The sequence below is a fragment of the Amycolatopsis vastitatis genome (assembly GCF_002234595.1).
In the GTDB taxonomy this organism is placed as follows: domain Bacteria; phylum Actinomycetota; class Actinomycetes; order Mycobacteriales; family Pseudonocardiaceae; genus Amycolatopsis; species Amycolatopsis vastitatis.
Genome location: NZ_NMUL01000016.1, coordinates 312,297 through 335,822, shown reverse-complemented (window position 1 = coordinate 335,822; position 23,526 = coordinate 312,297). Strand labels below are relative to the sequence as shown.

Annotated in this window: 25 protein-coding genes; 18 read left to right on the top strand and 7 right to left on the bottom strand. The window is 70.8% G+C overall.

Annotation, left to right across the window (positions count from 1 at the left end):
* From CF165_RS19720 to truA, 10 genes are all read left to right on the top strand, one after another.
* Nucleotides 1-304: M24 family metallopeptidase (locus CF165_RS19720; protein WP_143268612.1), on the top strand; the 304-nt coding region annotated here is incomplete at its 5' end.
* Nucleotides 305-574: 270 nt separating this feature from the next.
* Nucleotides 575-796: a translation initiation factor IF-1 gene (gene infA, locus CF165_RS19715; RefSeq protein WP_004558881.1), complete on the top strand. Its 222-nt coding sequence runs from the start codon at nt 575-577 to the stop codon at nt 794-796.
* 37 nt (nt 797-833) lie between these two features.
* A complete protein-coding gene (gene rpmJ / locus CF165_RS19710) occupies nt 834-947 on the top strand; it encodes a 50S ribosomal protein L36 (RefSeq protein WP_004558882.1) in 114 nt (37 codons plus the stop codon).
* A gap of 205 nt (nt 948-1,152) precedes the next feature.
* Nucleotides 1,153-1,533: a 30S ribosomal protein S13 gene (gene rpsM / locus CF165_RS19705; RefSeq protein WP_034285908.1), complete on the top strand. Its 381-nt coding sequence runs from the start codon at nt 1,153-1,155 to the stop codon at nt 1,531-1,533.
* The gene (locus CF165_RS19700; protein ID WP_093948985.1) at nt 1,530-1,715 is read left to right on the top strand and encodes a hypothetical protein; all 186 of its coding nucleotides are present in this window, start codon (nt 1,530-1,532) and stop codon (nt 1,713-1,715) included. The genes rpsM and CF165_RS19700 overlap by 4 nt, the downstream gene beginning before the upstream one ends.
* Before the next feature lie 18 nt (nt 1,716-1,733).
* Complete coding sequence (rpsK, locus tag CF165_RS19695) at nt 1,734-2,141, top strand: 30S ribosomal protein S11 (RefSeq protein ID WP_004558885.1); 408 nt, start codon at nt 1,734-1,736, stop codon at nt 2,139-2,141.
* 23 nt (nt 2,142-2,164) lie between these two features.
* Nucleotides 2,165-2,770 (top strand): 30S ribosomal protein S4, encoded by a 606-nt coding sequence (rpsD, locus tag CF165_RS19690; protein ID WP_093948984.1) that lies wholly within the window; start codon nt 2,165-2,167, stop codon nt 2,768-2,770.
* Nucleotides 2,771-2,875: 105 nt separating this feature from the next.
* Entirely contained in the window at nt 2,876-3,946 is a 1,071-nt protein-coding gene (locus CF165_RS19685) for a DNA-directed RNA polymerase subunit alpha (RefSeq protein ID WP_043781960.1), read from the top strand.
* Nucleotides 3,947-3,990: 44 nt separating this feature from the next.
* Nucleotides 3,991-4,548: a 50S ribosomal protein L17 gene (gene rplQ / locus CF165_RS19680; protein WP_093948983.1), complete on the top strand. Its 558-nt coding sequence runs from the start codon at nt 3,991-3,993 to the stop codon at nt 4,546-4,548.
* On the top strand, nt 4,514-5,455 hold the full coding sequence (gene truA / locus CF165_RS19675; protein WP_167441512.1) for a tRNA pseudouridine(38-40) synthase TruA: 942 nt from the start codon (nt 4,514-4,516) through the stop codon (nt 5,453-5,455). Before rplQ ends, truA begins: the two co-directional genes overlap by 35 nt.
* Before the next feature lie 52 nt (nt 5,456-5,507).
* Here truA and CF165_RS19670 read toward each other — a convergent pair whose 3' ends face one another.
* The 3 genes from CF165_RS19670 to CF165_RS53425 are packed head-to-tail and all read right to left on the bottom strand — an operon-like array spanning nt 5,508 to nt 7,728.
* Complete coding sequence (locus tag CF165_RS19670; protein WP_093948982.1) at nt 5,508-6,227, bottom strand: hypothetical protein; 720 nt, start codon at nt 6,225-6,227, stop codon at nt 5,508-5,510.
* Nucleotides 6,224-7,459 (bottom strand): type VII secretion protein EccE, encoded by a 1,236-nt coding sequence (eccE, locus tag CF165_RS19665; RefSeq protein ID WP_093949021.1) that lies wholly within the window; start codon nt 7,457-7,459, stop codon nt 6,224-6,226. Before eccE ends, CF165_RS19670 begins: the two co-directional genes overlap by 4 nt.
* A complete protein-coding gene (locus CF165_RS53425; protein WP_167441511.1) occupies nt 7,423-7,728 on the bottom strand; it encodes a hypothetical protein in 306 nt (101 codons plus the stop codon). Before CF165_RS53425 ends, eccE begins: the two co-directional genes overlap by 37 nt.
* Nucleotides 7,729-7,996: 268 nt before the next feature.
* On the opposite strand from CF165_RS53425, the gene eccB reads away from it, so the two are divergent.
* The 3 genes from eccB to CF165_RS19645 all read left to right on the top strand — a co-directional run bounded on the left by eccB (nt 7,997) and on the right by CF165_RS19645 (nt 11,082).
* Nucleotides 7,997-9,631: a type VII secretion protein EccB gene (gene eccB, locus CF165_RS19655; RefSeq protein WP_093948981.1), complete on the top strand. Its 1,635-nt coding sequence runs from the start codon at nt 7,997-7,999 to the stop codon at nt 9,629-9,631.
* A 63-nt stretch (nt 9,632-9,694) separates the two neighbouring features.
* Nucleotides 9,695-10,015, top strand: a complete 321-nt coding sequence (locus CF165_RS19650; RefSeq protein ID WP_240521666.1) for a hypothetical protein — start codon at nt 9,695-9,697, stop codon at nt 10,013-10,015.
* On the top strand, nt 10,012-11,082 hold the full coding sequence (locus CF165_RS19645; protein ID WP_093948979.1) for a WXG100 family type VII secretion target: 1,071 nt from the start codon (nt 10,012-10,014) through the stop codon (nt 11,080-11,082). Before CF165_RS19650 ends, CF165_RS19645 begins: the two co-directional genes overlap by 4 nt.
* A 5-nt stretch (nt 11,083-11,087) precedes the next feature.
* Here CF165_RS19645 and CF165_RS19640 read toward each other — a convergent pair whose 3' ends face one another.
* Complete coding sequence (locus tag CF165_RS19640; RefSeq protein ID WP_093948978.1) at nt 11,088-12,707, bottom strand: S8 family serine peptidase; 1,620 nt, start codon at nt 12,705-12,707, stop codon at nt 11,088-11,090.
* Nucleotides 12,708-12,727: 20 nt separating this feature from the next.
* Complete coding sequence (gene eccD / locus CF165_RS19635; RefSeq protein WP_093948977.1) at nt 12,728-14,092, bottom strand: type VII secretion integral membrane protein EccD; 1,365 nt, start codon at nt 14,090-14,092, stop codon at nt 12,728-12,730.
* A gap of 306 nt (nt 14,093-14,398) precedes the next feature.
* Here eccD and eccCa point away from each other — a divergent pair, with 306 nt between their 5' ends.
* The 5 genes from eccCa (at nt 14,399) to CF165_RS19610 (ending at nt 21,818) form a co-directional block, all read left to right on the top strand.
* Nucleotides 14,399-18,415, top strand: coding sequence for a type VII secretion protein EccCa (eccCa, locus tag CF165_RS19630; RefSeq protein ID WP_093948976.1), 4,017 nt, complete (start codon nt 14,399-14,401; stop codon nt 18,413-18,415).
* Nucleotides 18,416-18,527: 112 nt separating this feature from the next.
* On the top strand, nt 18,528-20,534 hold the full coding sequence (locus CF165_RS19625) for a type VII secretion-associated protein (RefSeq protein WP_093949020.1): 2,007 nt from the start codon (nt 18,528-18,530) through the stop codon (nt 20,532-20,534).
* Nucleotides 20,535-20,548: 14 nt separating this feature from the next.
* Entirely contained in the window at nt 20,549-20,887 is a 339-nt protein-coding gene (locus CF165_RS19620; protein WP_093948975.1) for a hypothetical protein, read from the top strand.
* Between the two features lie 253 nt (nt 20,888-21,140).
* Nucleotides 21,141-21,470, top strand: coding sequence for a WXG100 family type VII secretion target (locus CF165_RS19615; protein WP_093948974.1), 330 nt, complete (start codon nt 21,141-21,143; stop codon nt 21,468-21,470).
* A gap of 57 nt (nt 21,471-21,527) precedes the next feature.
* On the top strand, nt 21,528-21,818 hold the full coding sequence (locus tag CF165_RS19610; protein ID WP_093948973.1) for a WXG100 family type VII secretion target: 291 nt from the start codon (nt 21,528-21,530) through the stop codon (nt 21,816-21,818).
* A 78-nt stretch (nt 21,819-21,896) separates the two neighbouring features.
* Here CF165_RS19610 and CF165_RS19605 read toward each other — a convergent pair whose 3' ends face one another.
* Together CF165_RS19605 and CF165_RS19600 are read right to left on the bottom strand one after the other, a co-directional pair.
* Nucleotides 21,897-22,580 carry a DUF4333 domain-containing protein gene (locus CF165_RS19605; protein WP_093948972.1) on the bottom strand — a complete coding sequence of 228 codons (684 nt, stop codon included), beginning with the start codon at nt 22,578-22,580 and terminating at the stop codon, nt 21,897-21,899.
* A gap of 29 nt (nt 22,581-22,609) precedes the next feature.
* Nucleotides 22,610-23,503, bottom strand: a complete 894-nt coding sequence (locus CF165_RS19600; RefSeq protein ID WP_093948971.1) for a hypothetical protein — start codon at nt 23,501-23,503, stop codon at nt 22,610-22,612.
* Nucleotides 23,504-23,526 lie beyond the last annotated feature (23 nt).

The following is a 23,526-nucleotide window of genomic DNA, read 5'->3' as shown; positions in this document are numbered from 1 at the left end:
GGGCCGCGACGACGGCGTCGAGTACGGGATGATCGTCGAGTACGGCGGCCACGGCATCGGCCGCCAGATGCACATGGACCCGTTCCTGCCCAACGTCGGCAAGCCCGGCAAGGGCCCGCGGCTGAAGCCCGGCATGGCGCTGGCGATCGAGCCGATGCTCACCGGCGGTGGCGGGGAGACCCGCGAGCTGGACGACGGCTGGACGGTCGTCACGGCCGACGGCTCCCGCGCGGCCCACTGGGAGCACACCGTCGCGATCACCGAAGACGGCCCCTGGGTGCTCACCGCTGCGGAAGACTCCTGACCTGCGCATTCACCCACAAGAGGTGATCGCGATCACGTCCACCTGCGCGTTCCTTTAGCATGGTCACCCCCGGTTTGGGGGTCGCGACACGAGTTGCGTACACTGTCAAGTCGGCGCACTTATCGCGCCCGGATCCTGCGCGTTCGTGAACTCACGGTCTACTGGGACTCGGGCACCGGTGTGCCGACGTACCGCCCAACCCGGCACTAGTGCTCCGGTTGGTCACAGTATGTAGCGACAGGCAGTGCCGACTAAGGAAATGCGGAGGACATGGCGAAGAAAGACGGGGCCATCGAGGTCGAAGGCCGCGTAGTCGAGCCGCTCCCCAACGCGATGTTCCGCGTCGAGTTGGAGAACGGTCACAAGGTCCTGGCACACATCAGCGGCAAGATGCGGCAGCACTACATCCGCATCCTGCCGGAGGACAGGGTTGTCGTGGAGCTCTCGCCCTACGACCTCTCTCGTGGTCGCATCGTCTACCGCTACAAGTGATCACGAAGAGCAGCTCAACAGCAGGAGAGCAGAAGACGTGAAGGTCCAGCCGAGCGTCAAGAAGATCTGCGACAAGTGCAAGGTGATCCGCCGTCACGGCCGGATCATGGTGATCTGCGAAAACCTGCGGCACAAGCAGCGGCAGGGCTGATCACTCGCACTCGAGCAGAGTGGATTGACGGCTACACAACCTCCCCGCACCTGCCGGGCCACGCGAGTGGTCCGGTTCACCCCCGGGCTTCAGGCCGGGGCCGGGACACCCGAAGCGCAAGCCGAGGGCACGACAGGCGAGTCGGTCCCGGAACCGGACGGGGAGCAGACCTGAAGATGAAACCGAAGAAGGAGCATCAACGCCAATGGCACGACTCGCTGGCGTAGACCTCCCCCGCGAAAAGCGGTTGGAGATCGCGCTTACCTACATCTACGGCATCGGCCGTACCCGCTCGAAGCAGCTCATCAAGGCTGCCGAGCTCAACGCGGACACCCGCGTCAAAGACCTCAGCGATGACGACCTCGCGAAGCTGCGTGTGTACATCGAAGAGAACTTCAAGGTCGAGGGTGACCTTCGCCGTGAGGTGAACGCCGACATCCGTCGGAAGATCGAGATCGGGTGCTACGAGGGCCTTCGCTGGCGCCGCGGACTTCCCGTCCGTGGGCAGCGCACGAAGACCAACGCCCGTACCCGCAAGGGTCCGAAGAAGACGGTCGCCGGCAAGAAGAAGGCTGGCAAGAAGTGAGCGTCCAGGGCAAGAAGGTCGTGCAGATGGGTGGCGTTCACCGCCGCGGCGCGGCTTGTGTCTCGCCCAAGGCGCTCTACGCCCGCCCGATGGCGCTCCGCAACCTGTACACCGACGCCGGTTCGATCATCCGGCGCGGCCAGGCCGAAGCGGTCGCCGCTCACCAAGAGAACGCGCGCTAACAGGAGATCCCTCACAACATGCCACCGAAGTCTCGTACTGCGGCCGGGGCCAAGAAGGTCCGCCGCAAGGAAAAGAAGAATGTCGCGCACGGTCACGCGCACATCAAGAGCACCTTCAACAACACCATCGTCTCGATCACGGACCCGACCGGTGCCGTGATCGCGTGGGCGTCGAGTGGGCACGTGGGCTTCAAGGGCTCGCGCAAGTCCACCCCGTTCGCCGCGCAGATGGCCGCCGAGAACGCTGCCCGCAAGGCCGCCGAGCACGGCATGAAGAAGGTCGACGTCTTCGTGAAGGGCCCGGGTTCGGGCCGCGAGACGGCGATCCGCTCGCTGCAGGCGGCCGGCCTCGAGGTCGGCACCATCCAGGACGTGACCCCGCAGCCTCACAACGGCTGCCGCCCGCCCAAGCGGCGCCGGGTCTGAGGAACGGGGAGGAGTAAGAAGAAATGGCTCGTTACACCGGCCCCGCGACGCGTATTTCGCGTCGCCTCAAGGTTGACCTCATCGGCGGCGACCAGGCTTTCGAGCGTCGCCCCTACCCGCCGGGCCAGCACGGCCGCGGGCGCATCAAGGAGTCCGAGTACCTCCTGCAGTCGCAGGAGAAGCAGAAGGCTCGCTACACCTACGGCGTTCTCGAGCGTCAGTTCGTCCGGTACTACAAGGAAGCCGTCCGGCGTCCCGGCAAGACCGGTGAGAACCTGCTGCAGATCCTCGAGTCCCGCCTGGACAACGTGATCTACCGCGCCGGCATCGCCCGCACCCGCCGTCAGGCGCGTCAGCTGGTGAGCCACGGCCACTTCGTGGTCAACGGCAAGAAGGTCAACGTCCCGTCGTTCCAGGTCTCGAAGTGGGACATCATCGACGTGCGGCCGAAGTCGTTCTCGATGCTGCCCTTCGTCGTGGCCAAGGAGTCCTTCGGCGACCGCCCGATCCCGGCGTGGCTGCAGGTCGTCCAGTCCAACCTCCGCGTGCTGGTCCACCAGCTCCCGGAGCGTGCGCAGATCGACGTTCCGGTCCAGGAACAGCTGATCGTCGAGCTCTACTCGAAGTAGTCCGGCCCCGGTCGGACCCGGGCGGCGGTGCAACAGGTGCACCGCCGCCGCGCCATCCCTTCGACGTCATATGGCGGGCGTCGTCTGGAAAGGAATTAGGAAGAAATGCTGATTTCCCAGCGGCCGGCTCTCGGCGAAGAGACGGTCAACGAGACCCGCTCCCGGTTCACCATCGAACCGCTGGAGCCCGGCTTCGGCTACACGCTCGGCAACTCGCTGCGTCGTACGCTGCTGTCGTCCATCCCGGGCGCGGCCGTGACGAGCATCCGCATCGACGGCGTGCTGCACGAGTTCACCACCGTTCCCGGGGTGAAGGAAGACGTCACCGACATCATCCTGAACCTCAAGGAGCTCGTGGTGTCCTCGGAAGAGGACGAGCCGGTCACCATGTACCTGCGCAAGCAGGGCCCCGGTGAGGTCACGGCGGCCGACATCGTGCCGCCGGCGGGTGTCACCGTGCACAACCAGGACCTGCACATCGCGTCGCTGAACGGCAAGGGCAAGCTCGAGATCGAGCTCGTCGTCGAGCGCGGCCGTGGGTACGTCCCGGCCCTGCAGAACAAGCAGGCGGGCGCGGAGATCGGCCGGATCCCGGTCGACTCGATCTACTCGCCGGTGCTCAAGGTGACCTACAAGGTCGAGGCCACCCGTGTCGAGCAGCGCACCGACTTCGACAAGCTGATCCTGGACGTCGAGACCAAGCCGTCGATCACGCCGCGCGACGCGGTCGCGTCGGCCGGCAAGACGCTGGTGGAGCTGTTCGGTCTCGCCCGCGAGCTGAACGTCGACGCCGAAGGCATCGAGATCGGCCCGTCGCCGCAGGAAGCGGACACCATCGCCGCCTACGCGATGCCGATCGAGGACCTGGACCTCACCGTCCGGTCGTACAACTGCCTCAAGCGCGAAGGCATCCACACGGTGGGCGAGCTCGTCTCGCGCAGCGAGGCGGACCTGCTCGACATCCGCAACTTCGGCGCCAAGTCGATCGACGAGGTCAAGCTCAAGCTCGTCGGCCTCGGTCTCGCGCTGAAGGACAGCCCGCCCGGGTTCGACCCGACCGCGGCGGCCGCCAGCTACGACGGTGAAGGCTGGTCGGAGGGTGTCGGTGGCATCGCCGACGGGATTTCGGACGGCCACGACGATGGCCAGGACTACGCAGAGACCGAGCAGCTCTAGGGCTCTGTGCCTGGACGCTGCGAGCTGAACTAGTAGGAGAACCAATGCCCACCCCTACCAAGGGAGCCCGGCTCGGCGGGTCGTCCGCGCACGAGCGGCTGATCCTGGCCAACTTGGCCACGCAGCTGTTCGAGCACGGCAAGATCACGACCACCGAGGCGAAGGCCCGCCGGGTCCGCCCGCTGGCCGAGAAGCTGATCACGAAGGCGAAGCGGGGCGACCTGCACAACCGCCGTCAGGTGCAGAAGGTCGTCCGTGACAAGGACGTCGTGCACAAGCTGTTCGCCGAGATCGGTCCGCACTTCGCGGAGCGTCCGGGCGGCTACACCCGGATCACCAAGACGATGGCGCGCAAGGGCGACAACGCCGCCATGGCCGTCATCGAGCTGGTGGCCGAGAAGACCGTGACTTCGGAAGCCGAGCGCGCTCGGAAGACGAAGTTCGCCAAGGACGAGACGAAGGCCGCCCCGGCTGCCGAGGAGACCACCACCGAGGCGCCCGCCGCCGAGGAGGCTCCGGCCGCCGAGGACACCGCTGCCGCCGAGACCGAGGCCCCGGCTCAGGACGATGCGGCTGCCGACGCGGACGCCAAGAAGGACTGACGTCCTGACGGCCGCTTCGACACCGGACGAGCCCGCCACTCCCCCCGGGGAGGGCGGGCTCGTTCGTCTGCGCCTGGACGTCTCCTACGACGGCACGGACTTCTCGGGCTGGGCCCGCCAGCCGGGCCGCCGGACGGTCCAGGGGCTCCTGGAGGAGGCCCTGGAGCGCCAGCCGCCCGGGGCTTCGGTGCCCAAGTCCGTGGTGGTGGCGGGGCGTACGGACGCCGGGGTGCACGCGACCGGCCAGGTGGTCCACGTCGACGTTGTCCCGCTTCCGCCTTCCGCGGAGGGCCGGATTCCGGTCTCTCCCGAGGGCATCCCCGACCTGACCCGCATGGCCGGCCGCTGGAACCGTCTCCTGCCGGGTGACGTCCGCGTGCTGGGTGCCCGGATCGCGCCCGACGGGTTCGACGCGCGGTTCTCGGCTATCCGCCGTCACTACCGCTACCGCGTCTCGGACGCGCCGTGGGGCGTGGACCCGTTGCGCCGCCACGACACCCTGGCGTGGAACCGTCCACTGTCGACGGACGCGATGAACGCCGCCGCCGCGGAACTGCTGGGGTTGCACGACTTCGCGGCGTACTGCAAGCAGCGTGACACGGGCACGACGATCCGCGAGCTGCAGCGCCTGGAGTGGGCGCGGGTGGACGAGCACCTGCTGGAGGTCCGGGTCTCGGCGGACGCGTTCTGCCACTCGATGGTCCGCAGCCTGGTCGGCGTCCTCCTGCTGGTGGGCGACGGCCGCCGCAGCGACGCGTGGCCGTCGAAGGTGCTGGAGAGCGGCATCCGCGACAGTGCGGTGGCCCCGGCTCACGGCCTCACGCTCACCGCCGTCGACTACCCGCCCGACGCCGAACTCGCCGCCCGCGCGGCCCAGACCCGCAACGTCCGCACCTCGCCGTCGTGAGTGAGAAACAGTGTTCTAACCCTGTTTCTCACTCACGACCGCCGGGGCCGGGTCAGTCGCCGCGGCGGACCGGGCCGAGGAGTTGCTGCTCCTTGCTCGTCGTGACCAGGCGCAACGGGCGCCAGAGGTTGCGGCCCAATGCCACCACCTGGTCGTCCTTCAACGTCGTCAGCTGACGCATCATCTGCGGCGGGAGCCGCCAGATGCGGGCCGCCAGCTCGGCCTGGCCGGCCGGGAGGCGCTGCATCAGCACCAGGTCCGCCGCGTTGGCCGTCGCGCCCGCCTGCGGGTGCAGGTACGGGAGGACGTAGATCGTCGTCTGCCAGGGCGACCTCGGCGGGAACAGGTCCTGCGGGGTCGGGCCGCCGTCGGTGACCACCAGCAGCGGCGCGTCTTCCGACGGCCGCGGCAGCTCGACCGGCGACAGCCGGCGGATCTGCACCAGCGGCGACGGCCGCCCGTCGCGGCTGCCGGCCGCACGGGAGAGCATCTGCCACTCGGTCGGGCGGCCGGTCGCGACCACGACCCACGCGCCGACGGCCATCGCGCGCATGGCCACCTGGCGGGCCAGGTACAGCCCGCCCACCAGCACGATGCGGGTCGGGGTCGAGCGCAGCGCCGAGATCGTCAGCGGCTCGCCCTTCAGCCCCGAGCCGAGCACGATGCCGCCGCGGTCACCCGACGGGCTGACCGCGTCGAGCATCGCGGGGTCCACGGTGAACTCCGGCGCCACACCGGTGTTCTGCCCGGCGTCACGGACGCGGGAAGTCATGCCGTACCTCCGATCGGCAGCGTCGCGGCGAACGCGGAAACCTGCAGCCCGCGCAACGGCGTCAGGGTCACGTCGAGCCGCTCGGCCAGCCCCTGCAGCCGCTGGTCCGCGGCGTCGAGCTCACGCGGGTTCCGCGCGCTCAGCCGGACCACGCCGCGCAGCCCGATCTTGCCTTCGTCGGACGCCGGGGAGATCGACATCGCGAGCGTCGCCGACAGCGCCCGGACGCTCGTCAGCGCGTTCAGGCTGCCGGTGATCTTGCCCTTCGGCCAGCCGGTGATCGCGTAGCTCGCGTGCCCGATGCCGGCCGCGGTCACGCCCGACCACCGTTCCTGCAACGTCACCTTGTTCGGCGAACCGGCGACCGACGTCAGCTCCGCGGCGGAGATGCTCGCGCGCAGCAGCTCGTCCGGGTCCAGCGGCCGCGTCGGCACGCCCTGCGACTCCAGTGCGTTGCGCACCCGCGAAAGCGCGCCGATCAGCGCGCGGTGGGCGCCGACGACGCCGCCGCCGCGCTCGCGGATCGCCGCCGGGCAGCGCTTCGGGTCCAGCCGGATGGCTACCCACGTCGTCCGCCGCGCCGCCGCGGGCAGCGGCCCGAGCACCTCCATGTAGGAGCTCAGCGCCGGCGAATCCGACGGCAGCGCCGCGCTGCCGGGGTAGCAGTGCCAGATCGTCTGAATCGAGTCGAGGACCACGCCGCGGTCTTCGAGGCACGGCGCGAGCGCCGACAGCGGCAGGCTCGGGGCGCCGTCGGCCTGGGTGATCAACGCCGGCGTCGGCTCTACGAGCAGCACCGCCGTCCAGGTGCCGTCGTTCCACGCGAGGCCGACCTGCTGGACTTCGTGGTCGACGCCGTGCGCCACCACGAGGTCCGGCACGGCGATGCGGAGCAGGTTCACGCGGGCGTCGTCCGCGCCGGTGACCGTGGTCTCCTCGGCGGCCAGCTCCTCGACGGTGCTCGGCGGCAGCGGGTTCGCGACCCGGTCGTGGGAGCGGAAGGAGTAGCGCAGCGTCAGCCCGACCCACTGGGTGAACCAGCGGCCGCGCCAGCGCAGCAGCGCGACGATGAGGGCGAAGCCGAGGATGCCGATCCCGACGTACTTCATCGACATGTCGATCGCGAGGAGCACGAGCCCGATCGCGAGACCGACTTCGAGCACGACGAGGTTGGCCACCGGGAGCGGGCCGAGGTTCACGCCGGAGGAGCGACGCCGTGCCGGCGGGGCCATCCGCACGGGAGGCAGGGGAGTGGGAGCGCCGCTGTCGTCGGGTCCCTGGGGGCCGCTCGGACCGCCGGGACCGCCGGGCCCACCGCCGCCAGGGCCGCCGGGACCACCCGGACCGCCGGGACCGCCGGGTCCGCCAGGTCCGCCGGGACGCCCGACCGGGCCAGCGGGACCGCCAGGACCACCGGGGCCGCGCGGGGGGACAGCGGGCCGTCCGGGAACGCCGGGGCCGCCACCGGGTCCGGGTCCGCCAGGTCCACCGGGAACGCCAACCGGTCCGCCCGGGACGCCGGGTCTCACCGGCCGCGGCGGCGGGCCCGGCTGGCGGCCGGGCGGCGGAGGCCCGGGCGGGCCAGGCGGACGTGGAGGGTTGGTGACGGACATCCGCGCTTTCTCTTCCCCTCGTGCTTGCTGCGTACCCGGAAGCCGGGTCCCGGGGTGTCCGACACTAGCTTGAGTTGGTAGAAACCCCACACCAGACGGTCCCCGTACGGCTATCCTGCGGAACCGTACCGCGACGGGGAGAGCTGTAGGTCGAGAATGCCATCAACACCCACGACTAAGTCTCAGGTCCAGGCGTATCAGTTCGTCCTCCGGCGGATGCAGTCGGCGCTGGTCCGGCGGGACGCCGTGATGTTGCACGACCCGATGCGCACCCACACGCGGGCCACCATCGTGGGGGTCGTGCTGGGGGCACTCGGCATGATCGTCTTCGTCGTCTGGGGGCTGCTCAGCCCGGCGCCGTCGGTGCCCGACGCCGGGAACATCGTGATCGGCGAGCAGTCCGGCACGGTCTACGTCGTCACGGGGAACCCGAAGAAGCTGATCCCGACGTTCAACCTCGCGTCGGCGCGGCTGCTTCTGCTGGCCCAGCAGAAGCAGTCGAGCGGCGGCACCGGCGGCGCGGCCGCGGGACCGGCCGCGCCCGCGGCGAGCGCGCCGAGTGTGAAGAATCCCACGGTCGTTTCCGACACCCAGCTGCAGTCCATTCCGCGCGACAAACTGACCGGAATTCCGGACGGTCCGCAGCTGATCCCGTCGGATTCCCAGCGAATTTCCCCCAATTGGGCAGTCTGCGACCAGGTTCAGCTCGATCCTTCCCTGCCCAACCCCGACACCGGCAAGACCAATACCTACGTTTACGGCGGTGTCGCGCCGAGCAGCCTCGGCAGCGAGCTGGGCGAGAACGACGCGTTGCTGGCGAAGGCCGACAACGGCAAGACGTACCTGATCTACCGGCTGCCGAGCTCGCGCAACCGGCCGAACGCGAACACCGTGCGGGCCGAGATCGACGTCGACAACCCCAACGACGCCGTCGAGACCGCCCTGCGGCTGTCCCAGTCGCCGCGGAAGATCACGCAGGGGCTGCTGAACGCGATCCCGGAGGTCGCGAGGCTGACCCCGCCGAAGATCGCGAGCGGCCCGGCCCCCGGCAACTTCGACGGCCTGACCGCGGGCGACGTCTTCGCCACGCAGCCGGCCGGCGCGGCGCCGAACTACTACGCGATCACCCGGTCCGGCATCCAGCAGGTGTCCAACGCGGTCGCCGACATCATCCGCGTCGCGAAGAACGGCAGCTCCGGCAGCATCCAGACGCTCGGCCTCGACCGGCTCGCCGGCGCGCACACGTTGCAGCCCACCGACCCGGACTACATCCAGGTCGACGACTTCCCGCGCTCGGTCCCGACGGTCCTCGACGCCACGAAGAACTCGTCGGTCGCGTGCCTGGGCTGGTCGCTGACCGGGTCCGGGCCCGACCAGGACGGCCACACCTCGGTGTACGTCGACACGCAGCTGCCCGGGCAGAAGAGCAGCGGGGACAAGTTCGCCGCGATGGCGATGACCACACCGGGCCCGAACCGGGTGCCGATCAACGGCTTCTACCTCAAGCCCGGGTTCGCCGCGGTGGTCCAGTCCGCCACCGGCAAGGCCAGCTTCGGCAAGGGCCAGATCCAGCTGATCTCCGACCGCGGCATCCGCTACAGCGTCCCGGACGCCCAGACCGCGGACGCGATCGGCATGAACAACCGGCAGCCCGCGCCGGAGTCGATCATCGGGCTGCTGCCGACCGGGGCGTCGCTGAACACGCAGGACGTCCTGCGGCAGTTCGACTCGGTGCCGATCGACCCGAACGCCGGCACGTACCCGACCCCGGGCCGTCAGCCGGGGAACTGACCGGAACCGGAAACCCGCCGCGGGCGTCTCACGCTCGAGGGTTCCGGGTGAGCGGAGGTTGCCGTGGCCGGCTTGAGGATGGACGGCGTCGTCGTGGGCGAGTACGCCAAGACGGCCGAAGCGGCCGCCGGCGACTTGGACGCGGCGGCCGCGGACGTCGGAGGTGAGGGCGTCACCTCCGAGTCCTACGGCGCGCTGGGGGCCCGTCTCGGGCTCGGTGAGTCGTACGGCCGCGCGGCGGGTGCGTTGCGGCGCCAGCTGACCGACGGCGCGGAGGCACTGCGCTCGGCCGCGGAGGCGCTGCGGCAGGTGACGGTCCGGCACGACGGGCAGGACGCGGACGCCGCGGAACTGATCGAGCGGGCCGGGAGGCTCGACGGATGATCGCCGAAAGCTCCACCGAGTCGATTGCGCACCCGCTGGCGACCCCGGTGCCCGTGCCCGCGGGCGAGGACATCACGGCGGCGGCCGAGCCGTACCTGGCGTACCTCACGGACCTCTCGCGGCAGCTGGGCGTGATCGACCCCGTCGAGACGTACTTCCGCCCGCTGGTCGGCCGCTGGGCCGATCTCGGTGCCGAAGCCGACCGTCTCCGCCAAGCGGCCTCGGTCGCGGCCGACGTTTCGGCGCGCCTGGACGGCGAGCTCGGCCGGCTCGACGCGGGCTGGGAGGGGCGTGACGCGGACTCGTTCATCGAGTACATCCGTGAGGTCGGCGCGGCGGGCGGCGACCTCCGTGAAGCGCTCGACACCCTCGCCGGCGCTCTGGACGAGATGGTGACGACGGTCCGCCACGTGGTCGTCGACCTCGTCGAGGTGCTGGTGGACGCGGCGGAGCTGACGTCGGAGACGATGCTGCTCCCGAGCGGCGGGACCAAGCGGACGCGGGCGCAGCTGCAGGAGACGCAGGACTCGGCGAAGGCGCTGCACGAAACCGCGCGCGACGTCATGGAGGCGTTCGACCGGCTGTGCGACGGCGTCGACGACCCCGACGCGGCTTCCCGGACCATCGAGATCCGGCACCGGTACCCGCAGGAGCGGTTCAAGCTGCACGACGGAGCCCTGAACGAAGCGGGCGAGCAGGCCACGGACGCTACGGCTGCGGCTTCCGCCTCCGGCCCGGCCGACGAAGTCATGACACCGTCGGCGGCGAGCGACCCGGCGGAGGGCCGTCACACGGGCGCGGGCAGCGTCGACGACGGACAGCCCGCCGCCACCCCCGCCCCGCAGGCGCCCGCGCCGGACCACCAGACCACGTCGGGCGGAGTCCCGATGATGCCGATGATGGGCTTCGGCGCCTTCGGCATGGGCGGCGGCCAAGCCCGGCGCCCGTCGAAGACGCGCCCGGTCACGAAGCCGTCGGAGCTGCTGGGCGAGCCCGGCCTGGTGGCACCCCCGGTGATCGGCGAGGACGAAACCCCGCCGAAGCAGAAGAAACCCCCGGCGAAGTAACGGGCTCAGCGGCGGGGAGCGCTGCCTTCGGGGCGGTTGCGGCGGATCGTGTGCATGACGAACAACGTGATCAGCAGCGCGAGCACGCCGCCCGCCGTGCCGGCCAGTGCCACGATCATCGGTGTGGAGCTGTGGTCGTTCGCCGGCGGGAGCTGGGCCAGCTGCGGAGCCGGCATCGGGGCCTGGATCCCCACCTCCGACGGCAGGACCTGCGTCAGCGCCGCCACCGGGTCGATGACCCCGTAACCGACGAAGTTGTCGCGGCCGCCCGGAGCGGCCGGGTGCTGGGCCGTCTCCTTGATCCGGTTGATGATGCCCTTCGCGTCGAGCTGCGAGTACTTCGCCTTGACCAGTGCCGCCAGGCCCGCGACGTACGGCGCCGCGAAGCTCGTGCCCTGGATTTCGCTGGCCTTGTCGCCGTTTTCGAACGTCAGGTTCGCGAGGCTGTCGGAGCCTTCGGCGGGATCCAGCGAGATGATCTTCGTGCCCGGCGCCGCGACACCGACCCACGGGCCGTGCACGCTGAACGGCGCGACACTGCCGGTCTCACCCTCGATCGCACCCACGGAGAGCACGTCGTCCGCGAACCAGGGCGGCGTCACGATCGTCTTGGGCTTGCGCGCGTCCGGCTGGTCGTTCTGGGGGCAGGTGTCGGTGGCGTTCCCCGCGGCCGCGACGATCACGATGTTCTTCGACGCCGCGTAGTGGACAGCCGCTTGGACTTGCTGTTCGCCGGTGGTGATCGAGCCGTTGGCGGGCCGGCAGTTGTCGACCGACATGTTGATGACGTCGGCCTCGTTGCGGTCGGCGATGCCGCGGATGATCTCCGCCAGCGTCCTCAGCGTGCCCGCCGTGCCGGCCTTCTCCAGTTGGCGGCCGCCGTTGGACTGCCCGGGCGACGTCCCGTCACCTTCGCTGCCGTTGCCGCCACCGCTGGGTGGCGGCGTGTTCGACCCGCTCGGCGGGGTGGTGCTCGACGACGGCGCGCCGCCCGTGGTGCTGCTCGCCGGCGGGGTGGCGGTCGAGGTGTCGGGCTCGTAGTTCTCGCTCAGCTGCCGGTAGGACCGGATCGTCACATCCGGCGCGACGCCGATGAACCCGACCTCCGGGTTGTCCGGCTTCGCCCCGATGATCCCGGCGACCTCGGTGCCGTGGCCGTCGCAGTCCTCGAGCCCGTCGGGCTGGCCCTTCGACGGCGTCGCGACGTACTCGCCGCCGGACTCGAGCCGGTTCTGAAACCACGGGTGCCGCGTGACGCCGGTGTCGATCACGGCCACCCGGACCCCGCCGCCGACGCTGCCGGTGGCCGCCTTGACGATCTCCTGCGCCTTCGAGATCTGCAGGTACTCCTGGCCCCACGGCCGGTTCTTGAGCACGATGTTCTGGCCGAGGGTGCTGCGCTGCACGCACGCTTTCGACGGCTTGTACTTCTTGTCCGGCCGGCGCTCGTCCGGGATCAGCTTGTCCATGTCGACCGGCGGTGGGGCCGCGAAGTAGCCGTCGGCGGGCGCCTCCTGCGCCCCTGCCGGGACGGTCAGGGCCAGCGGGGACAGCAGGCCGATCGTGCCGGCCAGCAGGGCCGTCGTGGTCCGCCGGGTGGTGCCGAAACGCCGTGCCACTGCCATCCGAGATTCACCCGATCCGGTCACTTGAAGTTCAGGTGCCGCAGGGTGGTGTAGAGGTCCATCACACCCAGGGCGAGCGGGAGCACGGAGGCGATGCAGATCGCTTCGATGATCTCCACGGTGCGCCGCAGCGGCGGCGAGAACCGCTGGTTCGGGAAGATCACGCCGACGACGAGCGCGCCCGCCGCGAGCAGGACCAGCACGCCGAACACGTAGAGCAGGCGGTTCTGCGCGCTCGACGACACCAGCCAGCCGGCGGCGATCCCGGTCGCCGAGACCAGGCCCGTGGTGAGCAGGGCGATCGCCTGGCTGCCGTTGGCGTACGCGCGGGCGCGCAGGAGCAGGACGAGCGTCGCGACGACGCCGAGGATGATCCCGAACGCCCCCGGCGCGGTCGCGGCGATGACCGCGGAGACCGCGACCGTGGCGCCGCAGCCGACCATGAGGCCGGTCATGTAGTTGTGCGCGACCGCCGTGCGGCGCTCGATCGCCCGGTAGTCGGGGAAGCCGGAGTCTTCCTTCAGCTCTTCGGCGTTGCTCGGCACGTGCGGCAGCGGCAGCTTCGCGAGCCAGATCGTCGCGCGCGGCAGGATCGAGATGCAGGCGAGGGCGACGGCGACCGTGCCGGCCGCGATGCCGGCCGCCGGGTGCGCGACGAGCGTGCCGAACAGGAAGGCCAGCCCGCCGAAGGTGCCCGCGGTGGCCGCGGCGATGAACGTCGTGATGCCGGCGCCGATGACCATGATGCAGACCGACGCGACGATGATCACCAGGACCGCGCCGAGCAGCAGGTTCGCCCGCAGGGACAGCCCCGGCACGATGTAGAAGCCGCTGACGAACGCCAGCGGCAGGCCACCGGCCGCGGCGATCAGCACCCCGGTCGACTCCGCCTGGTACGCCTTGGCCAGCGTGGCGCCGACCGCGACGCACGCGACCGCGCCGATGCCGCCCGCGATGGCCGCGCCGAGCGCGCTGCCGCCGTAGAACGAACCGCTCATGAACAGCGCGATGGCGGCGGCGACCAGCGCCAGCCCGCCCGCGACGTGCCCGAAGCGGTTCGCCGTCTCCTTTGTCCACGGCCGGAAGCTGTCCGGGGTCGACTCCGCGATCGCGTCGACGACGTCGTCGTACAGCGGCGGCGGCGGGTTTTCGTTGCGCTTGCGCAGCTGCAGCAGCTCGCCGTCGACGACGCCGAGCGAGGCCAGCGTGCGGCTCGGGTCGAGCGGGGCGTCGCCGAGCTTCGCCAGCGCCCAGCCGCCGTGGCGGGCGCCGCCGTCCGGCGACGACTCCTTGGCCATCTCCAGGAGCATCGGCAGGAGGTCGGCCACCGCGACGTCGGCGGGCAGGGCCACGTCGATCCGGGTGGAGGGCGCGACGACCGTCACCCTGCTGAATACTGTCGTGCCCGTAGCCACTGCACTGCCCCCGCTCTGATGAGACGTCTCCCGGGGGAACTTATACCGAACCTCCGCCCCGGCATCATCGAACGTCTGAAAATCACCGGCAACGGCAGGTCACGGGTCCGAACCCGGCATTACTGTCGGTGGCGGGCCGTACACTCGTGCGACGAGGGCAGGGCAGCGTTCACGGAGGGTTCCGGCATCCGGCGGAATTCCCACGAGGCGTTCGATAGGTTGTTCGCGCACCTAGCGGTGGCCGCCATCGCCCGAGTTTGAATGAGGGGTCCTTCGATGAGCACGCTGCAGTTCAAGAAGTCGCCGCGGCTGGCGGCACCGCGGCCGCCGGGCGGCGAGGTGCACCTCGAGCCGCCGCCCGAGGTGCCCCGGGTCATCCCCGGCAACGTCGTCATGAAGGCGCTTCCGGTCGTGATGATCGTCGCGTCGCTCGGGATGATGGTCTTCATGTTCCAGGCCAGCAACCGGAACCCGATGATGATGGCCATGGGCGGCATGATGGTCGTCGGGACGCTCGGGATGATGGCGGGCGGCGGTGGCGGCAAGGGCGGGGGCGCCAAGCGCGCCGAGATGGACGAAGACCGCAAGGACTACCTCCGTTACCTGGGCCAGATGCGCGACCGCGCCCGCGAGGCGATGGTCGACCAGCGCGCCGCCCTGGAATGGGTGCACCCCGACCCCCAGTCGCTGTGGTCCCTGGCGGCCAGCCGCCGCATGTGGGAACGCCGCCAGAACGACCAGGACTTCCTGCACCTGCGCGTCGGGCGCAGCTCGCACCGCCTCGCGACGCGGCTGGTCCCGCCGCAGACCGGGCCGGTCGACGAGCTGGAGCCGATCGCCACCCTCGCGCTGCGCAGGTTCGTGCGCGCGCACTCGATCGTGCCGGACCTGCCGACCCAGATCACCCTCCGCGGGTTCGCCGCGGTGAGCATGCAGGGCGACCGGGCGCTGACCCGCGGCCTCACCCGCGCGATGCTCGCGCAGCTGGTTTCCTTCCACAGCCCCGACGACGTGTTGATCGCGGTCGCCACCGCGGGCCGCGCGAAGGAGGAGTGGGAGTGGGCGAAGTGGCTGCCGCACGCCCAGCACCCCACGCTGGCGGACGGCATCGGCCAGCTCCGCATGATGGCCGGTTCGCTGGCCCAGATCGAAAACTGGCTCGACGAAGAGCTGCGTGACCGCCAGCGCTTCTCCCGCAACGCCACCCCGGCGCCGGACCAGCCGCACGTCGTGATCATCATCGACGACGCCGAAGTCACCCGGGAAGAGCAGATCGTGCTCGAGGAGGGCCTGGTCGGCGTCACGCTGATCGACCTCTCCGACTCCCTCGGCAACCTCGCCGCCCGCCGCGGTCTCCGCCTGGTCGTGGAGCCCGACAGGCTGGGCGCGCGCAGCGCCGGCGGCGTCGAGTGGTTCGGCCGCCCGGACACCCTCAGCCTGGTCGAGACCGAGTCGCTGGCCCGGCTCATCTCGCCGTACCGCGTCGGCGGCGCCGCCGGTCAGGACGTGGGCGACGAAGAGCCGCTGCTGTCCAACCCGTCGCTGCTGGAGCTGCTCGGCATCCCGGGCGACCCGATGACCTTCGACGTCCAGCAGGCGTGGCGGCCGCGGCCGATCCGCGACCGCTACCGCGTACCCTTCGGTGTCGGCGAATACGGCCAGCCGGTCGAGCTGGACATCAAGGAAGCCGCCGCCGAAGGCATGGGCCCGCACGGCCTCTGCATCGGCGCCACCGGTTCCGGCAAGTCGGAGTTCCTCCGCACCCTGGTGCTGGGCCTGCTGTCCACGCACTCGTCGAGCACGCTGAACTTCGTCCTCGTCGACTTCAAGGGTGGCGCGACGTTCATGGGCCTGGACAAGGCCCCGCACGTCTCCGCGGTCATCACCAACCTCGCGGACGAGGTCACGCTGGTCGACCGTATGAAGGACGCGCTGGCCGGCGAGATGAACCGGCGCCAGGAAGCGCTGAAGAACGGCGGCAACTTCAAGAACGTCTGGGAATACGAGAAAGCGCGTGAGAACGGCGCGGACCTCGACCCCCTGCCCGCGCTGTTCATCGTCTGCGACGAGTTCTCCGAGCTGCTGAGCGCGAAGCCGGACTTCATCGACCTGTTCGTCGCCATCGGCCGGCTGGGCCGGTCGCTGCAGATGCACATGCTGCTCGCCTCGCAGCGCCTCGAAGAAGGCAAGCTGCGCGGTCTCGACTCGCACCTGTCGTACCGGATCGGCCTCAAGACGTTCTCGGCGGCGGAGTCCCGCGCCGCGATCGGCGTGCCGGACGCGTTCGAGCTGCCGTCGGTCCCCGGTGGCGGCTACCTCAAGTACGACACGTCGACGCTGGTGCGGTTCAAGGCGGCCTACGTCTCGGGTCCCTACCGGCCGGCCGGCATCAAGGCGGCGGGCCCGGCGGCGACCGTGGTCCGCGCGGACAAGCGGCCGCAGCTGTTCGTCCCGGACTTCGTCGAGCTGCCGAAGGAGCCGGAGCCGCAGCTGATCGAGGCACCGAAGCAGGAAGAGCAGCGGCAGCCCGAGGAGGCGGTCGAGCCCAGCGAACTCGACGTCATCGTGTCGCGGCTGGTGGGCCAGGGCCCGCCGGCGCACGAGGTGTGGCTGCCGCCGCTGAAGGACCCGAACTCGCTCGACACGCTGCTGCCGAACCTGAACCCGACCGACGACCGCGGCCTGTCCCCGGTCGGCTTCTTCGGCAACGGGCGGCTGCAGGTGCCGCTGGGCATCATCGACCGGCCGTACGAGCAGCGCCGTGACCCGCTGTGGGCGGACTTCTCCGGTGCGGCCGGGCACGGCGTGATCGTCGGCGGCCCGCAGACCGGCAAGTCGACGATGCTGCGGACGCTGATCATGTCGATGGCGCTGACGCACACGCCGGAAGAGGCGCAGTTCTACTGCCTCGACCTCGGTGGTGGCACCCTGGCGGGGCTGGCCGACCTGCCGCACGTCGGCGGTGTCGCGGTCGCCCGGCGGGAGCCGGACAAGGCCCGCCGGATCGTGGCCGAGCTGACCACCCTGCTCACCGAGCGGGAAGGCCGGTTCGGGGCGATGGGCATCGACTCGATGACCGAGTTCCGCAACCGCAAGCGCCGCGGCGAGATCCGGCCGGACCAGGACCCGTTCGGCGACGCGTTCCTGGTCGTCGACAACTGGCGGGCCCTGCGGGACGACTTCGAAGAGCTCGAGACCACGATCACCCGGCTCGCCACGCAGGGTCTGTCCTACGGCGTGCACGTGATCATCGCCGCCAACCGGTGGGCCGACATCCGCCCGGCGATCAAGGACATGCTGGGCACCCGGTTCGAGCTGCGCCTGGGTGACCCGACCGAGTCGGACATCGACCGGCGCATCGCGGTCAACATCCCGGCCGGGCGGCCGGGCCGCGGCCTGACCCGCGAAAAGCTGCACATGCTCGGCGGCCTGCCGCGGATCGACGGGTCCAGCGACCCGGAGACGGTCGCCGCCGGCGTGGCCGACGCCGTCGCGAAGATCCGGGCCGCGTGGCGCGGCCGCGTGGCGCCGCAGGTCCGCCTGCTGCCGGAGCTGATCACCTACGAAGAGGTGCTCAAGATCGACAGCGCCCGCGACTCCAAGCTGATCCCGATCGGGGTCAACGAGGAGGACCTGCAGCCGATCTACCTCGACTTCAACGCCGAGCCGCACTTCTACGCGTTCGCGGACGGCGAGTCGGGGAAGACCAACCTGCTGCGGCAGATCGCCCGGGGCATCTCGGAGCGCTACACCGCCCAGGAAGCGCTCATCCTGCTCGTCGACTACCGGCGCACGATGCTCGGCTTCGTCCAGGGCGACTCGCTGCTCGGCTACGCGGTGTCGGCGAACCAGCTGGAAAGCATGATCAACGACGTCTTCAACTCGATGACGCGGCGCCTGCCCGGCCCGGACGTCACGCAGGAGCAGCTGAAGACCCGGTCCTGGTGGAAGGGGCCGGAGCTGTTCGTCCTGGTCGACGACTACGACCTGGTGGCGACGTCGACGACCAACCCGCTGCGGAAGATCTCCGACTTCCTGGCCCAGGCCAAGGACGTCGGCCTGCACCTGGTGGTCGTCCGGCGCACCGGTGGCGCGAGCAAGGCCATGTACGACCCGATCATCGGCAAGCTCAAGGAGATCGCGGCACCGGGCATGGTCATGAACGGTTCCCGGGACGAAGGCATGCTGGTCGGCAACATCAAGCCGAGCGCGATGCCGCCGGGCCGGGGCAACCTGCTGACCCGGAAGAACGGCAAGCAGCTGATCCAGGTCTCGTGGATCCAGCCGGACTGAGTACGGCGGCGGGGCACGCGTGGGCGAAGGGTAGGTTCCTCCCCGAGGGTGCGCCCCGCCGACCTGGTCGGCCGGGCGCGGGGGATCGCGACGAAATGTGCGGGAGCTGCTGGTGACGGTCCGGGTTGCGGTGGACTTCGGGACATCGAGCACCTGCGTCGTCGCCTCGGTGAACGGGCGCGAGCCGCAGGTCGTGGTGATCGACGGCCAGCCGCTGATGTCCTCAGCGGTGTACGCGGCGGCGGACGGCACGCTGTTCGTCGGCCAGGAGGCCGAGCGGCAGGCGGCCGTCGACCCGTCGCGGTACGAGCCGAACCCGAAGCGGCGGATCGACGAAGGCGAGCTGCTGCTCGGCGACAGCGTCCTGCGGGTGACCGACGTCGTGCACGCCGTGCTCGGGCGCGCGGTGGCCGAGGCGCGCCGCCTGGCCGGGGACTCCGAGGCCGACCTGCTGGTGCTGACCCACCCCGCGGACTGGGGCGCGATCCGCACCCGGCTGCTGCGGCAGGCCGCCGGCGGGCTGGCGCGCGAGGTCGCGCTGGTCCCGGAACCGGTCGCGGCGGCGGTCTACCACGCGGCGACGTTCGCGCCGCAGGACGTGACGACCGACCGCACCGTGGAGTTCAGCGGCCGCCCGGGCGACGCGCTGGCGGTGCTGGACCTGGGCGGCGGCACGGTCGACGTCAGCGTGGTGCGGCGGCTGCCGCCGGACCCCGCGCGGGACCGCGCCGGGCGTCCGCAGCGCGGCGGCTTCCAGGTGCTCGCCACCCGCGGCGACCCCGGGTTCGGCGGCGCGGACATCGACCAGGCGCTGCTGGAGCACGTCGGTTCGCTGGTGTCCGCGGCCGATCCGGACGCGTGGCGCCAGCTCGTCGAAGGGCGGGAGCTGACCGACCGGCGCCGTCGCCGGGTGCTGCGGCAGGACGTGCGGGGTGCGAAGGAGACGTTGTCGCGGCACGCCTACACCGACGTGCCGATGCCGCCGCCGTTCGCCGACGCGCACGTCACCCGCGAAGACCTGGAACGGCTGATCGCGGCGCCGCTGGGCCGCGCGGTGGAGCTGACGGTCGCGGCGATCGGCGACGCGGGCCTGCGGCCGAAGCAGCTCACGGCGATCTTCCTGGTGGGCGGGTCGAGCCGGATCCCGATGATCTCGCGGCTGGTGCACGAACGCACCGGCATCGTGCCGACGAGCCTCGACCAGCCCGAGACGGTCGTCGCGCGCGGCGCGCTGCGGGCGGTGCTGGTGGACCCGGATCGCACCGGCGCACTCCCGGGTGAAGCGATGGCGCGGCTCGCCGCGGCGCCGGGCGGCGCCCTCGGCCCGGCGGCGCAGCGCACCGAGGTCGTCCGGCCCGGCGACGTCGCCCCGCGCCCGGTCCCGCCGCGCACCCCGCCCGCGCCGGGCGGGTTCCCGCCGAACGCGCACCGGCCGGCGCCACCGCCGCCGTCCCCGCCGCACGGGCAGCCGGTGGCCCGCCCCTGGCCGCCGGCCACGCCGCCGGCCGGGCAGGCCGCGCCGGGTGTGCGGCCTGCCGGGACGGCCGAAGTGCCCGCGAAGTCGCGGGGCCGGCTGTGGGGAATCGCCGTCGTCGTCGTGCTCGTCGTGGCGGCGCTGGTCGTCGGCGGGATCCTCGTCTACGGCAAATCCGGCGCCGGCGGCCAAGCCGAGAGCGGCCGGACGCTCTCGCAGTACGACTTCAAGTTCGTCGCGCCCGAAGACTGGGTCCAGACCGACGACCGGGTCGCCCAGCGGCAGGTCGTCATCCACCCGCAGGAGGCCCGCGACGGCAACGACCTCCTGGTCGCGCAGGAGTACGTCATGGACTACGACGCGACCGCCGACCCGCAGAAGCTCGCCGACGAGCTCAAGCGCAGCGCGGACGCCGACGCCGCGCGCTGGAGCGCGTTCAACCCGAACCTGTCCTACGCCGGCAAGACCGTGATCGGGTACCACGAGAGCAAGCCGGACCGGCCCGATCTGCAGGTCGACTGGTACGTCGTCGCGAAGGGCCGCATCCGCGTCCACGTCGGGTGCCAGTACGCCACGGCCCAGCTCCGGGACCGCGTCGCGACGGCCTGCGCGCAGGCCGTGCGCACGGTCGAGATCGTCAGCTGAGAGAGGGGCCCGCGGTGCCGTCACGGGAATTCGAAAGCGCCGCGGCGTCCTTCAAGCGGATCGGGCAGGATGCGGTGACGCACGCGCGGCGCGTCGCCGGGAACGCGAAGGCGCGCAGCCTGCGCCGGCACAGCGAGAACGCGGAGCTCCTCAAGAACAGCGGACGCGGGGCGAAGTCCGCCGACCCGACGCCCGGCTCGTTGCGCGCCGCGGCCGAACGGTTCCGCCGCGCCCGCGGGCTGGCGGTTCCCGATCCGGTTCCTTCGCGTTCGCAACTTCCCCCCGATGCCCCTCGACCGGGTGACGACGAAGAAGACTTTTCCCAGATGCGAATCATGAAACGAGATCGCTGACGCCGTCTCGGGGCTCGCTGTGCGTGTGTTAATTCCCCTGGTCGGGAAGGTTTTTCCGGGTGACGCGTCGCCAAATCGGGGGGTGCTCGGAATACCGCGGGCGATCGGTTCCCGGCGGGGGCGTTCACGCAAGCAACTACTTGCGGGCAAACCACGACAAGGGGGAACCGGACGTGGCAGTGTCTGCGTCGTAGGGCCGTACGACGAACAAGCTCGGTACGGACACAACCACTCTTATGAAGGGGGTTTCAGCATGGCTGGAGCTGGATCTGGATTCACGGGGACAGTCGAGCAGTTCACCTCGTCCGAACAGAAGGTGACCGAGGTCCGCGCCCAGATGGACATGAACCTGTCGACGCTGCGCGACCGCATCGAGGCCACCCGCGCCGGTTGGCAGGGTGCGGCGGCGAAGGCGTTCGACAACGTCATGAACCGCTTCGACGAGGACGCCCGCGGCATCAACCAGTCGCTGCAGAAGATCGCCGAACTGCTCAAGGAAGCCGGCTCGAAGTACGAGAAGTCCGAGCAGGAGCAGCAGGAGATCATGCGCGCGGTCAACGCGGGCTTCGACCGCCTCGGCTGAGCTTCGGCCACGACTTCCTTGCCCACACCGAACTTTCCCGCATAAGAGGAGTGCACCATGCCCGACGGCCACATTCTCGTCAATTACGCCACCATCCAGGCGGCCGCTGACGACTGCAAGACCACCGGTGGCGAGCTGCAGGCCGCCTTCGACCAGCTGAAGGACGACCTCAAGCCGCTGATCACCACCTGGACCGGTTCCGCGAAGGAGCAGTACGACCAGGCTCAGCGCAACTGGGACCAGAAGTTCGAGGACCTGAAGATGGTTCTGGCGCAGATCGCCGCCGCCCTGCCGCAGATCTCCGACGGCTACCAGACCACCGACAAGGCCGTCGAAGGCCTGTTCTGAGCCGGTGACCCCGGAAACCACGGCGGGCCCGCACTCCGGTGCGGGGCCCGCCGTTTTCCGTTGGGGGGTAAGGAAAAATCAGTGCGGTGCGCCGACCTCGTACTCCGGCCGGTCGTTGAGCACCCGCACGGTGACCTTCTTCGGCTGCCCGCCGATGGTGACCGTGCAGTCGAAGGTCGTCCCGTTCGCGGCGGCTTCGTTCGCCGGGCACTGGGCGTTCTTCACGTCGGGCTCGCCGTAGTTCTCGTTCAGGACCTTCACCACACCGTCCTGAAGGGACTGTTGCTCCAGGACGTCCCCGCGGAACGCGCCGAGCAGCCACGCGACCCCGCCGCCCGCCACGAGCACCAGCACGGCGATTCCGCCGAGCAGCAACGGTTTCTTCGACTTCGGCTTCTTTTCCGGCGCCGCGGCGAACGCGCCGAGGCCGCCGTACTGCGCCGGCTGGAACCCGCCGCCGTACTGGGGGCCCGCCGGCGACGGCGGCGCGGGCCACCCGCCGGGTGGACCCGGCTGCTGCTGCGGCGGCGCGGGCGGCTGCCACGGCCCCGAGAACGAGCCCGTTCCCGGCTGCCACGGGCCGCTGGCGGAGCCGGTGACCGCACCCGGGTCCGCGTTCGGCTGCCACTGGCCGGCGTGCGGGCCGGTCGCCTGCTGGTCGGGCTGCCACGCGCCGGGCTGCGGCGGCGTGCCCCGCGGGTCGGCCGGGGGCTGCCACCACTGCGGCTGCTGCGGGCCGGGCGGCTGGGACGGTGGTGTCATCGGAGATCACCTCGGGTCGTGGTCACGCCTCAGCTGCCCTGCGCTTCGCCGAGCCGCCGGTAGAAGTCGTCCATCGCCGCCCGGTCCGGCAGCACCGTGATCTGCGAGGCGTCCGGCAGCTTCGGCATGTCCTGCAGGCTCGCCGGGCCGGTGAACTTGAAGTCGTACTTGAGCTCGAGCCGGTGACCGTCGCCGGCGAACTTGGCGTCCAGCACGAAGGAGTCCAGGCTGCCGTCCGGGTTCAGCGTGATCGTGGCCGGGACCGCGGCCTTCTTCAGCTCCGGCCCGATCTGGTCGACGAGGCTCTGCGGCAGGATCTCGACCCGGTTCTGGACGAAGGTCCCGAACGGCACGTTCACCGTCAGCGCGGTCTTGCCGTCGCCGAGGCTCTTCGCCCCGCGCACGGCGCGCTTGTCGGCCTTGTAGGCGTCGAGGGCCGACGCCGCCATCCGGCACGGGGTCAGCACCCCGCCCCAAGCGCACGGCAGGAGCGTGCCCGCTTCGGGCTTCGGCATCGACACCCACGCCGTCGGGGAGACGCCCTTCTGCACGTACACCGGGCCGAGGTAGGTGTACTCGACCGCGCCGTCCGCCGGGGTGAACGTGTCGATGATCTCGTCGGGGTTCTTCAGGGAGCGGTGCCGCACCACCCGGCTCTCCGGGCTGCCGGTGCGGGCCGACGTGACGACGCTGTGGATCCACTTGTCGTCGAACTTGAAGTAGGCGTCCAGCGAGTTGGTGACGTCGCGCGTGTCGGTGATGGCGTCGGAGAGCTTGCCGATCACCTGCTCGAACTTGGCGCCGACGTAGTCCGCCGCGTCGTCGCCCTTCGGCAGCGCGGTGCCCGCCTTCGCCTGGCCGCAGGCGCTGACCAGGACCAGCAGGGCGCCCAGGACGAAGATCGCCTTCGGTCGTTTCCGCATCGCCGTCCCCTGCTCGACTGTGC